This is a genomic window from Yoonia sp. 208BN28-4, from assembly GCF_037543925.1.
Lineage (GTDB): Bacteria > Pseudomonadota > Alphaproteobacteria > Rhodobacterales > Rhodobacteraceae > Yoonia.
This window is the reverse complement of the sequence record NZ_JBBIFY010000004.1, coordinates 508,660-520,525: the sequence shown is the minus strand read 5'-3', so window position 1 is coordinate 520,525 and position 11,866 is coordinate 508,660. Positions and strand designations below refer to the sequence as shown.

The window sequence follows — 11,866 nt, the reverse complement described above, 5'->3', positions numbered from 1 at the left end:
CACATATCTCTTCAGATATCATCAATGTCAAAAAGCGTAGAGACAAAAACAAACCAGATGCGCCCTAAACTCTGGCGCGCCCCGCCTGAAATACCTCTGAATTCTTATCCAACTTCAGGTCCTCCGCGTCTCCGCTTCGATCCGTCCGCTGCCCCGGTGTGCATTACTGCGTTGCCGGTGAAGGGGGTTCTAAGACTAACGCAGGGGGGCCGCAAGCGCTTTTTTGAATTTCTTGTCCAGAAAATCAAAAATTCACGCAACCTACTGGTTTTTATGCGTTTTCCCATCATTCAGCTGATAATTCGAGCGTCGGTCTGACCAAAACTCCCGCCGTTCTGGCGACTTATCCCCAGAATTTATCGCATCAATCCGCATTTTGAGCAGACTCGCAGCCATTATGAGGTGAGTCTTTGGGGAGCGCGGAGGCAAAGACGCAGAACTCTGCCTGTATTTCACGCCTCTTGTAGGAAGATTGTCAGGTAATGCCGCAGATCAGCGTGGAATCGCTTTGATCGCACATAGAATCCATGCTGCCCAAGCACGCGCGGCCCGCCCTGCCCCGCTATCACACTTTCCACGGCTTCCACACTCGCTTCCCCGAAATGCAAAAAGCCGCGCTGGTCAGCGCGGCTCTTACATTCTTTCAGTCAGGCGATCAATTACTTGATCTTGCCTTCCTTATATTCCACGTGCTTGCGCACAACGGGGTCGTACTTGTTGACCGTCATCTTCTCGGTCATGGTACGTGCGTTTTTCTTGGTCACGTAGAAGTGCCCGGTCCCCGCGGTGGAGTTCAGGCGGATCTTGATGGTGGTAGGCTTCGCCATGTCTCATCTCTCCAGCTCATGCGGGCCGTCATCGGCCTTACGCGTTTGAATGTTGAAGCCGCCTTTTACTGCGGTACGGGGGCGAGTCAACTGCAAACCGACATCTGAGCGGTGCGGCTTCGAGATTGGTGCGGAACAGCGCCGGATGACCATTTGCGGATCGCGGGCTGCAATGGGACGTGCGGGTTGCATCAGACCATCCGTCGGACTGACGAATATACCGTGTGCAGCCAAACGCAACCGGGTGAAAGCCGTGATCAACATGGTTTCCACAGGACATCCGTTAGCCGTGATGATTTCGTGGCGGGCAAGGACAAGGTTAAAGTAGACGACGGTGCGACGCCCCGCCATGCGCCTGATCCCGCGTCGCCGTGTCAGCTTAGTCGCGGCGACAAGGATTTCGCGCCCGTCATCTGCGGCATGCAACAGAATCCGGTGCTGCGGCGACACCACAAGATCGGACGTTGGCATACCCGCCCCCAATGCGCCTGCACGAATCAAGATAGGTTTGGCGCGGTCGTCCGTGCCCAGAAAGGTGAACCTTTCACACAGCACATGCGCTACCGGTTGCGGACCGTGATCGCGTGTCAGGACCATATCACCCGGCACGAGATCCTCGATCGGGCAATCGCCGTCCGGCGTGGCGATCAACGCCCCTTTGTGAAGACACACCGGCCCGGAAAACGTGGTGAAGTTGGTCGACGACAGATCGGCCATATCCACATTGATAAGCCGTGTTGTTGACCCGTTGTCATAAGTAATGACCGTGTCCGCGCCATCCATAGACATCCGGTCAATCACATCCTGAAACGATGTGATCTCGGACATGTTGAAGGCGATAATGTCAGGCTCGAACGGGTCAAAGTCGGTGATCGTATCGTTGCCATCGCCGTCACGAATTACAAACGTGTCGGTGGTCGAGTTCTGACCTGCGGAAAGCGTATCATTGCCACGCCCGCCTACGATGACGTCATCACCGGCCCCGCCTGAAATGGTGTCATCACCATCATCGCCAAAAATCGTGTCGTTGCCACGCCCGCCGTCAATGCTATCGTTTCCATCGCCACCGCGCAGCGTGTCAGACCCCGAAGTTCCCATGATCGTGTCGTCGTTGTCGCTATCTGCCATCGCATGCCTCCGTTCGCATTGCGCACAGGTGTGACGGGTGGGCGATTAACAGGTGGTGAAACTTCAAATCGCCGGATTTTCGGTTAAGAAAGCAAGAAAATGCGCGGATGGCCTGTAAGCCGGATTCTGTCGTAGGCAGCATGCTGCCCGAGACGACCATTCATCTGGACGCGCTGTTGCCAACGCGCCTCTAGCTGCCAACCCGGATCTGCTCGGGGCAAACACCCCTGTCTTGCGACGCGCGATCCCTATTTGGCATTGCTCCCGGTGGGGCTTGCCATGCCGCCTGTGTTGCCACACGCGCGGTGGGCTCTTACCCCACCGTTTCACCTTTACCCTGCATGCAAGGTAGTCTGTTCTCTGTGGCGCTTTCCCTGGGGTTGCCCCCGCCGGGCGTTACCCGGCACCGTGTTTTGTGGAGTCCGGACTTTCCTCGACCTGTTGCCAGCCCGCGGCCGTCCAGCCATCCGCGCAAGCCGTGGCCTAAGCGGTGGGTGCGGTTGCGTCAACGGGAAAGCGGCGCGCCAGATCAGTGATGATTGCCATATCGGTTTCATCCAACTGTCCGGTTTTGCGCGGGCGAAACCGCAACCGCAGCGCAGACAATAGCACATCATCCTCAACATCTGCGGAATAGCCGACAGTTTGCATGAGCGTGCGGAAATCCGAGGGCGGCGCGCTGTCTTGCGGATCAGGCCAGATGGCAAGCCCGCTGCGTGCCAAGCGGCGCCAGTCAAATCGCGGGCCCGGGTCAATCTTGCGACCCGGCGCCATGTCGGAATGTCCGATCACGCGCTGCACAGGGATCGCGTGACGTTGGAGAATATCACCCAACACCGCCTCAAGCGTGTCCATCAGCGGGGCCGCAAATGGGGCAAACCCTGTGTTGGCCAGCTCGATTCCGATCGAGCGGCTGTTGATATCGGTCACATCGCCCCAGCGCCCTGCACCGGCGTGCCATGCGCGCTGATCTTCGGGCACAAGATTGAACAGGCTGCCGTCCTCGCCAATCAGGTAATGCGCGGACACTTCGTTGTCGGGATTACACAGGGTATCGCAGGCGGCCTTGGCCGATTGCATCGCGGTATAATGGATCACCACCATATCAGGCTGCGCGCCATTTTTGCGCGGGCCGAAGTTTGGGGAGAGATGCGCGATCAGTTGCCAGCGGCCAGTTTGAACGGGGCCGGATCCCAGCCACAGGCAAAGCCGTCGCCATCAGGATCAATCCCGCGGGGATCGCGGTCTGGCCCACCACGCGACAGGAAATCACGCTGCGCCGCATCCGGGTTGTTGTAGGTGGCACAGTTGCGCTGGAACCGCGTATCGCCCGACAGGATCGACCGCGAATACCACTCCTGACCACGCACGTTGGGTGCGTTCAGCGCATATTGCACGATATTCACGCCTGTATCTGCACGTTGTGCAGGAAGTGGCACGGGATCAACGACGATCAGCTCAGCCGCTTGGGCGGCGCGGCGTTCTGCATCGCTTTCGATTGTCTCTCGGCCAGAAACTGCATCAAAGTTCTGCTCGTCCGAAATGCCAGGGTTGTTGGCGAGGTTCAGATCGGCAGCCGTTGGCGCGGCGGCAGGCTGTGGTGCGGTCGCGTTCAAAGGACCTGACGTGACCGGAGCTTGCACGCCGATGCCGGCCTGCGCCAGTTCACTGCTGGCAATACCGCCATTTGCAGGCGGTGTCGCCGCTGGAGGAATGGCGGAAAGGGGACCAGTTGAAACCGGTGCAGGCGCACCGAATGTCGTGCTGCCGTTGCCGGTCAAGGCCGCCTCGCGCTGTGCCCGCTCAAGCTCGTATTGAGCATAGTCACGGAAGCCAACCCCTGCTCCGCTATCGGGAACAGGCTGGGCGCAGGCTGCTACCAGCGCAGTGATCATAGCGGGTCCGACGATCTTTCTCACAGTCATATCCTGTCAGCTTACGGCCAAAGTTGCGCCGCCTTTACCACCACTTTTGCGGTTTGGCTACAAAACCTGCCGCACGTTCCAGTGTATAGGCAACGTTCAGCAAGTCAGCCTCTTCCCACGGACGCCCGATCAGTTGCAGGCCAAGTGGCAGACCCTTGGCGTCCAAACCGGCTGGGACAGCGACGCCGGGAAGACCGGCAAGGTTCACTGTCACGGTAAACACGTCGTTGAGATACATCTGGATCGGATCAAGGTTCGCACCCAACTCAAATGCTGCAGAAGGTGTCGCAGGTGTCAGGATCGCGTCAACGCCATCGGCGAACACGGTTTCAAAGTCACGCTTGATCAACGCGCGGACCTTGCGGGCGCGGTTGTAATAGGCGTCATAGAATCCGGCAGACAGCACATAAGTGCCAACCATCACGCGGCGCTGCACCTCGGCGCCGAAGCCTTCGGCGCGGGTTTTCTCGTACATCTCGGTGATGCCGTCGCCTGCCTCAAGCTTGGCACGGTGGCCAAAGCGCACCCCGTCATAGCGCGCAAGATTCGATGACGCCTCGGCGGGGGCAATCACATAGTAGGCTGGCAGCGCGTATTTGGTGTGCGGCAGTGTGATATCGCGGATTTCAGCGCCTGCATCGCGCAGCATGTCTTTGCCATCGGCCCAGAGCTTTTCAATCTCGGCGGGCATACCGTCGATGGTGTATTCGCGCGGGATACCAATGACCTTGCCTTTGATGTCACCGGTCAGCGCCGCCTCAAAATCCGGCACCGGCAAATCGGCGCTGGTGCTGTCTTTCATGTCGTGGCCGCACATGGCCTGCAACATGATCGCACTGTCGCGCACGTCTTTGGTCATCGGACCTGCCTGATCGAGCGAGGAGGCAAAGGCCACCACACCCCAACGGCTGACACGGCCATAGGTCGGCTTCACGCCCGTGATACCAGTGAAAGCAGCAGGCTGGCGGATTGATCCGCCTGTGTCGGTGCCTGTCGCGCCCAAACACAGATCGGCGGCAACAGCGGCGGCAGACCCGCCGGACGAGCCGCCCGGTGTCAGGTCATTATCAACCTTCCATGGGTTCACGACGTTCCCGTAGACAGATGTTTCGTTGGACGAGCCCATGGCGAATTCGTCCATGTTCAGCTTGCCCAGCATGACAGCACCCGCATCAAAGAGCTGCGTTGTCACGGTTGATTCGTATTCCGGCTTGAACCCCTCAAGGATACCAGATGCCGCCTGCGAGGCGACGCCCTTGGTGCAAAACAAATCCTTGATGCCCAAAGGAATGCCGCACATCGCGGGCGCATCACCGGACTTGATCCGATTATCAGCGGCCTTGGCCTGATCCATCGCAATATCGGGCGTGTGGTGGACAAAAGCATTCAGCGCCCCTGCCCCTTCAATCGCGGTCAGATAGGACTGGGTGAGTTCAGCGGACGACACATCGCCTTTGCGCATCGCATCGCGGGCCGAGGCGATGGTGAGTTTGGACAGATCAGTCATTATTCAACCACCTTCGGCACGGCAAAAAATCCTTCACGCGCGTCGGGCGCGTTCTTCAAAACAGCTTCGGGCTGATTGCCATCGGTGACAACATCATCACGACGCTTCAAACGTTGCGGGGTAACGGATGTCATCGGCTCCACGCCCTCGACATCAACCTCGTTCAACTGCTCGATAAACCCAAGGATCGCGCTGAATTCAGAGGCCAGCGCAGGCAGCGCGTCATCCTCAACCTTGATGCGGGCCAGCTTGGCCACGCGGCGGGCGGTTTCGGTGTCGATGGACATATGTGTCTCCGGCAATCTTTGGGTCGTTTGTTCCGCGTTTACCGCCCTGTCCGTCCAGCCGCAAGCACATGCGCACGCCCGTGTGATTGCCAATGCCGATGATAGACATGGATCATGTAGGCCAGCATGACGGCGTTCAGACAGTGCCACAGGAAATGCGTGCCAATCGGTAGGCTATCACACAGCACTTCGTCCAATGACCGGGCGATAATCGACACGCTGAGAAGAGCAGCACCGATGACAAAACCGCGGGCGGCTTGCGGATACTGACGTCGGATGATGACAGCATAAATCACCAGCAATATCGGCACGGTCCAGTAAAACCCTGAAATTGCCAGAAACGGCACGGTGCTGACCAGCGGCACAACCACCGCTGCGAATGGAATGAAAAGCGCCGTGATAGCCAGCGACCACAGTCGGCCAAAACCCAGCATGGTGCGGGTAACGGCGTAGAGATAGACCAAAATAAAGATGCCAATCGGCGCTGTATCGGCCAAGGCCGCCCATGCAGTGGCAACCGTGTGGAATAGGAAACTGCCAATGCCGATGCACAGCATAATGACGGAAAGCAGTTGCGCCATCGGATTGCCACGCACCCGCAGCAACATAATGATCGCCGCGATAATAAAGGCCGCATTGGTGACCGCGTTAATCGGTTCGGCCCAGAACGCTGGCGTCAGACGTTCGCAATAGCCGTCGATCTGGCGGGTCCAGTCGATCTCCATATTCAGCGCCGCCTTGCGAAAAAATCGCGCAAGAGGTCAGCCGACGCGCTGGCAGCAATCCCGTCATATATCTCTGGCACATGGTGGCACTGCGGATGCGCAAAGACCTGCGGGCCTTGGGCCACGCCACCCGATTTTGGATCAGCGGCTCCGTAATAAAGCCGCGCGATACGCGCATTGCTGATGGCTGCGGCACACATCGGGCATGGTTCAAGCGTCACATAAAGATCAACGCCGCTCAGCCGTTCCTGCCCCAAAGCAGCGCAAGCCGCACGAATGGCCACAATCTCGGCGTGGGCTGTGGGGTCATTGTCGGCGCGTGTGCGGTTTCGCCCACGTGCGATAATCTGGTCACCCTGCACGATCACAGCCCCCACCGGCACCTCTCCCGCAGCGGCGGCGGCGCGGGCCTCTTGCAGTGCGGCATCCATGTAACTGCGAAACGTCATAGACCTTCCTTGGCAGAGTTTCCCGATCAGGGGCAAGTCTGTACGTTGAAATGGCACCAGTTTCGACGTTGGGATTGCGACCCGAGACAAGCGCGCCTAGCGTGTGGGCATGACGCAAGATATCTACGATCCGCAATACGTTGCAGCCTTGTTCGACCGCTGTTCAAAACGCTACCGGACATGGTCTGCTGTCAGCTCATTCGGGTTTATCTGGCTGTGGCGGCGTCAATGCGTGTCACGGGTGATGGGGCAAAGAGGGGCGGCGCGGATCGCCGACGGTCAGGTTACGCCCCCCGGTCCGGGTGCCACGCAAGTCGTTGATCTGATGGCCGGCACAGGAGAGATCTGGCCGCATCTGCTGGCGTGGGATTCGCATTTGAGGATCACTGCCATTGATATCTCCCGCCGCATGCATGACGAGGCGGTCAAACGGCTGCACGGCCAAACCGCTGGCAAAATTCGCCATATTGCAGCCAACGCGCTTGAAACAGACCTACCTGCAGGGATCGCCGACATGGTGGTATCAAGCTTTGGGCTGAAGACCTTCTCGCCGCAGCAACAGGAGACTTTGGCCGCACAGATTGCACGGCTTTTACAACCGGGTGGCAGCTTTGCCTTGATTGAGGCCTCTGATCCCAAAGGCTGGTTATTGCGACCGTTATATCGCGCCTATCTCGACCGCATCTTACCGCTGATTGAGCGGATATTTCTGAAAGGCGCGCAGGATTTTAGCATGATCGGGACCTACACGCGTAATTTCGGGGATTGCAGCCACATGGCCGAAGCCTTGCGGGCCCAAGGATTGCGGGTGACCTACAAAAAGCACTTCTTCGGCTGCGCGACATCTGTGGCAGGTCACAAGCCGATTGCGCTGCCAGAGCCAAGCGCCTAAAGGCTGTTGCTATGTCAGACACACCTAAAACACCCGATGGCGACCGGATCGCCAAAACCCTGTCTCGTGCAGGTATCGCCAGCAGGCGCGAAGCCGAGCGCATGATCGAGGAAGGCCGTGTCAGTGTGAATGGCAAGGTCATTACCTCTCCCGCGCTGAACGTGACCGCCGCTGACAGGATCGTGGTGGACGGCAAGGCTGTGCGCGACCCCGAGCCGCCGCGCATGTGGCTTTACCACAAACCCGCGGGCCTTGTGACGTCCGAAAAGGATGAGCGCGACCGGCCTACGGTCTTTGCCTCCCTGCCCGAGGAATTGCCGCGCGTAATGTCCATCGGGCGGCTTGATATCAATTCCGAGGGCCTTTTGCTGTTGACCAATGACGGCGGGGTGAAGCGCAAGTTGGAACTGCCCAGCACCGGATGGCTGCGGCGCTACCGCGTGCGGATTAACGGATCGGTGTCAGAGGCCAAATTGGACCAACTGCGCAACGGGATCACCGTAGACGGCGTGAACTACCAGCCGATGATCGTGACGTTTGACCGCCAGCAAGGTGCCAATGCATGGCTGACTGTCAGTATCCGCGAAGGCAAAAACCGCGAAATCCGCCGCACCATGGAAGCGATTGGTGTGACCGTGAACCGCCTGATCCGCGTCTCCTACGGTCCGTTCCAGCTTGGTGCGCTTGCAGCGGGCGAAGTGGAAGAGATCAAGCAAAAGGTCGTGCGGGACCAGCTGGGGATCGCCAAGCCCGAACAATCGGGCAAACGCACGGTCAATCGACCCGTGCGCAAGGCTGGCAAGCCCCGACCTACGGGGAAAACCACACGGCGGTGAACCCTTGTCGCGCCTGCGGCGTTGTGCATGGTAAGACCAACACAATACCAAGGATGCCGCCATGATGGACCTTCTGACCGCCGAGAACCTCTTGAACCTGCTGATGCTGTGCTTTTTGCAAGCGGTTCTGGGCTTCGACAACCTTCTTTACATCTCGATTGAAAGCCAACGCGCGCCCGTTGCCAGCCAACGCAAGGTGCGCATGTGGGGTATCGGCATCGCCGTGGCGCTGCGGATCGTGCTTTTGTTCGTCATGGTCCGCTTGATCGACGCCTTGTCCGAGCCGTTCTACGTCTTTGATTGGGACGGTGTCCTGACCGGCGGCGTGAACTTTGCGACCTGCGTGTTCCTCTTCGGCGGTGCATTCATCATCTACACTGCGGTCAAAGAAATCCGCCACATGCTGTCGATTGATCACCTCGATCACGACGTGGAAGGCAAATCGGGCAAATCCGCGACACAGGTTGTGCTGCTGATTGTCTTTATGAACCTGATCTTTTCGTTCGATTCTGTGCTTTCGGCCATTGCGATCACAGACGTCTTCCCGATCCTTGCGACAGCAATCCTGCTGTCCGGTCTGGCCATGATCCTGCTGGCGGACGGCGTGACCGTTTTCTTGCAGAAGAACCGCATGTACGAGGTGCTTGGCCTCTTTATCCTGCTGATCGTCGGCGTGGTCCTGCTTGGTGAGGCCGGTCAGGCCGCCGTGCACGGTGTTGAGGCGATGGGCGTTCCGCATGAGGAAGCCAAGGATTTGGCGCTCAAGGTCTTTGGTCGCGAAGTCATCCCGATGTCCAAAACGACCTTCTACTTCTCTGTCATCGTGCTGTTTGCCGTGGAAATCCTGCAATCGGGCTATTCACGCAAACTGAACGCAGAACGCGAGGCGCTTCAGAAGCACTCGTAATCGTGCGCGCCTGTGCATAGATTGACGTTATGGAAGGCTGACCTGCATGTTTCGTTTGATCTTGATTGTCCTGTTCGTTGTCGTTGCCGCAATCGCGGTGATGTCAGTGACCCGCGCAGTCAAATCAGCGGCAGGTCAGGTCGCCAATGCTACGCAAGAGGATACCATGCCTGATACTGTGCGCCGGATTGCCTATGTTGCCCTGATTATCCTGATGTTCGGGGTTGTCTCCGGCTGGTTAGGGGCAAGCTGATGGCCAAACGCTTTGGCGGGAAATTCAGCCCCGACGGTACGACGCAGGGTGGCGATGCAATCCGCGAAGCGGCCGTGGACGAACGCGTCGTCGATGCTGCGGGCGCGCGCGCTACCGTTTTGTTTGTGCCTGCGGTCATCGTGCTGTTCACATCCATCAATGACGGACCGGTCACGCTTGGCCTTGCGGTGGTTGGGGCGGCAGTTCTGACACTGGCCGCATGGCTTTTGCGCGACGGACTGCGCGCCGCCGCAGCCTATGACGCCCGCAAAGTGGCCCGCAAACCTGCCATCCCTCGCAAGATGTTTGCCTCCGCACTGACCGGGATCGGCATCGCCATTTCCGCCTATACCGGCGATAGCGGGCTGATCGGCTCTGTGCTTTATGGTGCGATTGCTTCTGCACTGCATGTCACAGCCTTTGGCATCGACCCGCTAACCGACAAACGGATGGAAGGTGTCGATACCTTCCAGCAAGACCGCGTCGCCCGCGTTGTCGATCAGGCCGAGGCCCATCTGGCCGTCATGAAAAGCCAGATCGAAGCATTAGGCGATCGTCCGTTGCAAAGCCGTGTACTGGCGTTTCAGGCTATCGCCCGCAAAATGATCCGCACCGTCGAAGAAGACCCGCGCGATCTGACAAGCGCGCGCAAGTTTCTGTCGGTTTATCTGGAAGGCGCAAAGGATGCGACGATCAAATTCGTCGATCTGGTCCGTCGCAAGCCCGATCCGGTTGCCCGTGAAAACTATGAGGCGTTGCTGACCGATCTGGAAAACAATTTTGCCGCGCGGACCGAAAAGCTTTTGTCGGACGACCGCACCGACATGGACATCGAAATCAAGGTGCTGCGCGACAGATTGCAGCGCGAAGGCGTTAAGCCAAACGTATAATCAGGGGGACACAATTAATGTCTGAAACGATCCAGCAAAAAGCAGCCGCGACACTGGCTGACGTCGAAAAAGTGACAGCCGTCGTGCTGCCGGAACCCAAAAACGAAGTGGTTGCGCTCGAGGCCGCCGATCAACCGACCAGCGCCGAAATCGCGCGCCGTATGTCCGAGATCGACATGACCGATACACAATCCATCGTGTCGTTCGGATCAAACGCACAGGCTGAATTGCAGGTCATCTCACAATCCATGCTCGCCGGTGTGCGCAACAAGGATGTCGGTCCCGCCGGTGACAGCCTGCGCAATATCGTCAGCACAATTCGCGGCTTTTCGGTCAGTGAACTGGACGTGCGCCGCAAACGGTCATGGTGGGAACGCCTGCTTGGGCGCGCAGCCCCGATGGCGAAGTTTGTCGCCCGCTTCGAGGGCGTTCAGGACCAGATCGATAAGATCAGCGATGACCTGCTGCGCCATGAAACGGTGCTGCTGAAAGACATCGAAAGCCTTGATGTGCTTTATGACAAGACACTGTCCTTCTACGACGAACTGGCGTTGTATATCGCTGCCGGTGAGGCAAAGTTGGCAGAGCTTGATGGTACGACCATCCCCGCCAAAGAGGCCGAAGTGCAAGCCGCACCCGAGGATGATGCGGTGATGAAAGCGCAGGAATTGCGCGATATCCGCGCCGCGCGTGACGATCTGGAACGCCGTGTGCATGATCTGAAACTCACCCGTCAGGTAACGATGCAGTCGCTGCCTTCGATCCGCTTGGTGCAGGAAAACGACAAATCGCTGGTGACCAAGATCAACTCGACACTGGTGAACACGGTGCCGCTTTGGGAAACGCAACTGGCACAAGCCGTCACGATCCAGCGCAGCGCCGAAGCCGCAGAGGCCGTCCGCGGTGCCAACGATCTGACCAACGAACTGCTCACCGCCAACGCCAAGAACCTGCGCGACGCCAACAAGGTGATCCGTCAGGAAATGGAACGCGGCGTGTTTGACATCAACGCAGTGAAAGAGGCCAATCAAAACCTGATCGCCACGATTAACGAAAGCCTTGAGATCGCCGACGAGGGCAAGCGCAAGCGCGCCGAGGCCGAGCAGGAACTGCAAAAGATGGAAAGCGAACTCAAAGAGACGCTGGCCTCAGCCAAAGCCCGCAAAACCGGCAGCGGCGACAACGTCGGCACGGCTGCTGGCGCTTAAAATAGTGCGGGTGACAGGCCTTATCGCACGCG

The 11,866-nt window shown here is 58.4% G+C and carries 15 protein-coding genes and 1 other RNA gene; 7 read left to right on the top strand and 9 right to left on the bottom strand.

The features are described from left to right. Window positions 1-318, top strand: a 318-nt coding sequence (locus V8J84_RS16390) for a hypothetical protein (protein ID WP_339933129.1), incomplete at its 5' end; no start/stop codon positions are given. A 341-nt stretch (window positions 319-659) separates the two neighbouring features. On the opposite strand, the gene rpmG is transcribed toward V8J84_RS16390, so the two are convergent. The 9 genes from rpmG to V8J84_RS16345 form a co-directional block, all read right to left on the bottom strand. Beyond that, window positions 660-827, bottom strand: coding sequence for a 50S ribosomal protein L33 (gene rpmG / locus V8J84_RS16385; RefSeq protein WP_011750518.1), 168 nt, complete (start codon window positions 825-827; stop codon window positions 660-662). 3 nt (window positions 828-830) lie between these two features. Continuing rightward, complete coding sequence (locus V8J84_RS16380; protein ID WP_339933127.1) at window positions 831-1,955, bottom strand: Hint domain-containing protein; 1,125 nt, start codon at window positions 1,953-1,955, stop codon at window positions 831-833. Between the two features lie 99 nt (window positions 1,956-2,054). Beyond that, an RNA gene (gene rnpB, locus V8J84_RS16375) (RNase P RNA component class A) lies at window positions 2,055-2,426 on the bottom strand. A 12-nt stretch (window positions 2,427-2,438) separates the two neighbouring features. Next, window positions 2,439-3,059: an N-acetylmuramoyl-L-alanine amidase gene (locus tag V8J84_RS16370; protein WP_339933125.1), complete on the bottom strand. Its 621-nt coding sequence runs from the start codon at window positions 3,057-3,059 to the stop codon at window positions 2,439-2,441. Window positions 3,060-3,112: 53 nt separating this feature from the next. Continuing rightward, window positions 3,113-3,874 carry a hypothetical protein gene (locus V8J84_RS16365; protein WP_445285986.1) on the bottom strand — a complete coding sequence of 254 codons (762 nt, stop codon included), beginning with the start codon at window positions 3,872-3,874 and terminating at the stop codon, window positions 3,113-3,115. A 40-nt stretch (window positions 3,875-3,914) separates the two neighbouring features. Continuing rightward, window positions 3,915-5,387, bottom strand: a complete 1,473-nt coding sequence (gatA, locus tag V8J84_RS16360; RefSeq protein ID WP_339933121.1) for an Asp-tRNA(Asn)/Glu-tRNA(Gln) amidotransferase subunit GatA — start codon at window positions 5,385-5,387, stop codon at window positions 3,915-3,917. Beyond that, window positions 5,387-5,674 carry an Asp-tRNA(Asn)/Glu-tRNA(Gln) amidotransferase subunit GatC gene (gatC, locus tag V8J84_RS16355; protein WP_339933119.1) on the bottom strand — a complete coding sequence of 96 codons (288 nt, stop codon included), beginning with the start codon at window positions 5,672-5,674 and terminating at the stop codon, window positions 5,387-5,389. Before gatC ends, gatA begins: the two co-directional genes overlap by 1 nt. 38 nt (window positions 5,675-5,712) lie before the next feature. Continuing rightward, window positions 5,713-6,399 carry a ceramidase domain-containing protein gene (locus V8J84_RS16350; RefSeq protein WP_339933117.1) on the bottom strand — a complete coding sequence of 229 codons (687 nt, stop codon included), beginning with the start codon at window positions 6,397-6,399 and terminating at the stop codon, window positions 5,713-5,715. A gap of 2 nt (window positions 6,400-6,401) precedes the next feature. Then, window positions 6,402-6,848, bottom strand: a complete 447-nt coding sequence (locus V8J84_RS16345; RefSeq protein ID WP_339933115.1) for a nucleoside deaminase — start codon at window positions 6,846-6,848, stop codon at window positions 6,402-6,404. Between the two features lie 109 nt (window positions 6,849-6,957). Between V8J84_RS16345 and V8J84_RS16340 the strand changes: the two genes are divergently transcribed. From V8J84_RS16340 to V8J84_RS16315, 6 genes are all read left to right on the top strand, one after another. Then, entirely contained in the window at window positions 6,958-7,740 is a 783-nt protein-coding gene (locus V8J84_RS16340) for a class I SAM-dependent methyltransferase (protein ID WP_339933113.1), read from the top strand. An 11-nt stretch (window positions 7,741-7,751) separates the two neighbouring features. Continuing rightward, the gene (locus tag V8J84_RS16335; protein WP_339933111.1) at window positions 7,752-8,576 is read left to right on the top strand and encodes a pseudouridine synthase; all 825 of its coding nucleotides are present in this window, start codon (window positions 7,752-7,754) and stop codon (window positions 8,574-8,576) included. A 61-nt stretch (window positions 8,577-8,637) separates the two neighbouring features. After that, a complete protein-coding gene (locus tag V8J84_RS16330; protein ID WP_339933109.1) occupies window positions 8,638-9,483 on the top strand; it encodes a TerC family protein in 846 nt (281 codons plus the stop codon). Between the two features lie 46 nt (window positions 9,484-9,529). Further along, complete coding sequence (locus V8J84_RS16325; protein WP_339933107.1) at window positions 9,530-9,736, top strand: hypothetical protein; 207 nt, start codon at window positions 9,530-9,532, stop codon at window positions 9,734-9,736. Then, the gene (locus tag V8J84_RS16320) at window positions 9,736-10,626 is read left to right on the top strand and encodes a 5-bromo-4-chloroindolyl phosphate hydrolysis family protein (RefSeq protein WP_339933105.1); all 891 of its coding nucleotides are present in this window, start codon (window positions 9,736-9,738) and stop codon (window positions 10,624-10,626) included. The genes V8J84_RS16325 and V8J84_RS16320 overlap by 1 nt, the downstream gene beginning before the upstream one ends. A 17-nt stretch (window positions 10,627-10,643) precedes the next feature. Further along, a complete protein-coding gene (locus tag V8J84_RS16315; RefSeq protein ID WP_339933103.1) occupies window positions 10,644-11,834 on the top strand; it encodes a toxic anion resistance protein in 1,191 nt (396 codons plus the stop codon). The last annotated feature ends 32 nt before the right edge of the window (window positions 11,835-11,866 follow it).

Coding starts and splice junctions, on each gene's coding strand:
- rpmG (WP_011750518.1), bottom strand. CDS start 827: ATGGCGAAGCCTACCACCATCAAGATCCGCCTGAACTCCACCGCGGGG.
- V8J84_RS16380 (WP_339933127.1), bottom strand. CDS start 1,955: ATGGCAGATAGCGACAACGACGACACGATCATGGGAACTTCGGGGTCT.
- V8J84_RS16370 (WP_339933125.1), bottom strand. CDS start 3,059: ATGGTGGTGATCCATTATACCGCGATGCAATCGGCCAAGGCCGCCTGC.
- gatA (WP_339933121.1), bottom strand. CDS start 5,387: ATGACTGATCTGTCCAAACTCACCATCGCCTCGGCCCGCGATGCGATG.
- gatC (WP_339933119.1), bottom strand. CDS start 5,674: ATGTCCATCGACACCGAAACCGCCCGCCGCGTGGCCAAGCTGGCCCGC.
- V8J84_RS16350 (WP_339933117.1), bottom strand. CDS start 6,399: ATGGAGATCGACTGGACCCGCCAGATCGACGGCTATTGCGAACGTCTG.
- V8J84_RS16345 (WP_339933115.1), bottom strand. CDS start 6,848: ATGACGTTTCGCAGTTACATGGATGCCGCACTGCAAGAGGCCCGCGCC.
- V8J84_RS16340 (WP_339933113.1), top strand. CDS start 6,958: ATGACGCAAGATATCTACGATCCGCAATACGTTGCAGCCTTGTTCGAC.
- V8J84_RS16335 (WP_339933111.1), top strand. CDS start 7,752: ATGTCAGACACACCTAAAACACCCGATGGCGACCGGATCGCCAAAACC.
- V8J84_RS16330 (WP_339933109.1), top strand. CDS start 8,638: ATGATGGACCTTCTGACCGCCGAGAACCTCTTGAACCTGCTGATGCTG.
- V8J84_RS16325 (WP_339933107.1), top strand. CDS start 9,530: ATGTTTCGTTTGATCTTGATTGTCCTGTTCGTTGTCGTTGCCGCAATC.
- V8J84_RS16320 (WP_339933105.1), top strand. CDS start 9,736: ATGGCCAAACGCTTTGGCGGGAAATTCAGCCCCGACGGTACGACGCAG.
- V8J84_RS16315 (WP_339933103.1), top strand. CDS start 10,644: ATGTCTGAAACGATCCAGCAAAAAGCAGCCGCGACACTGGCTGACGTC.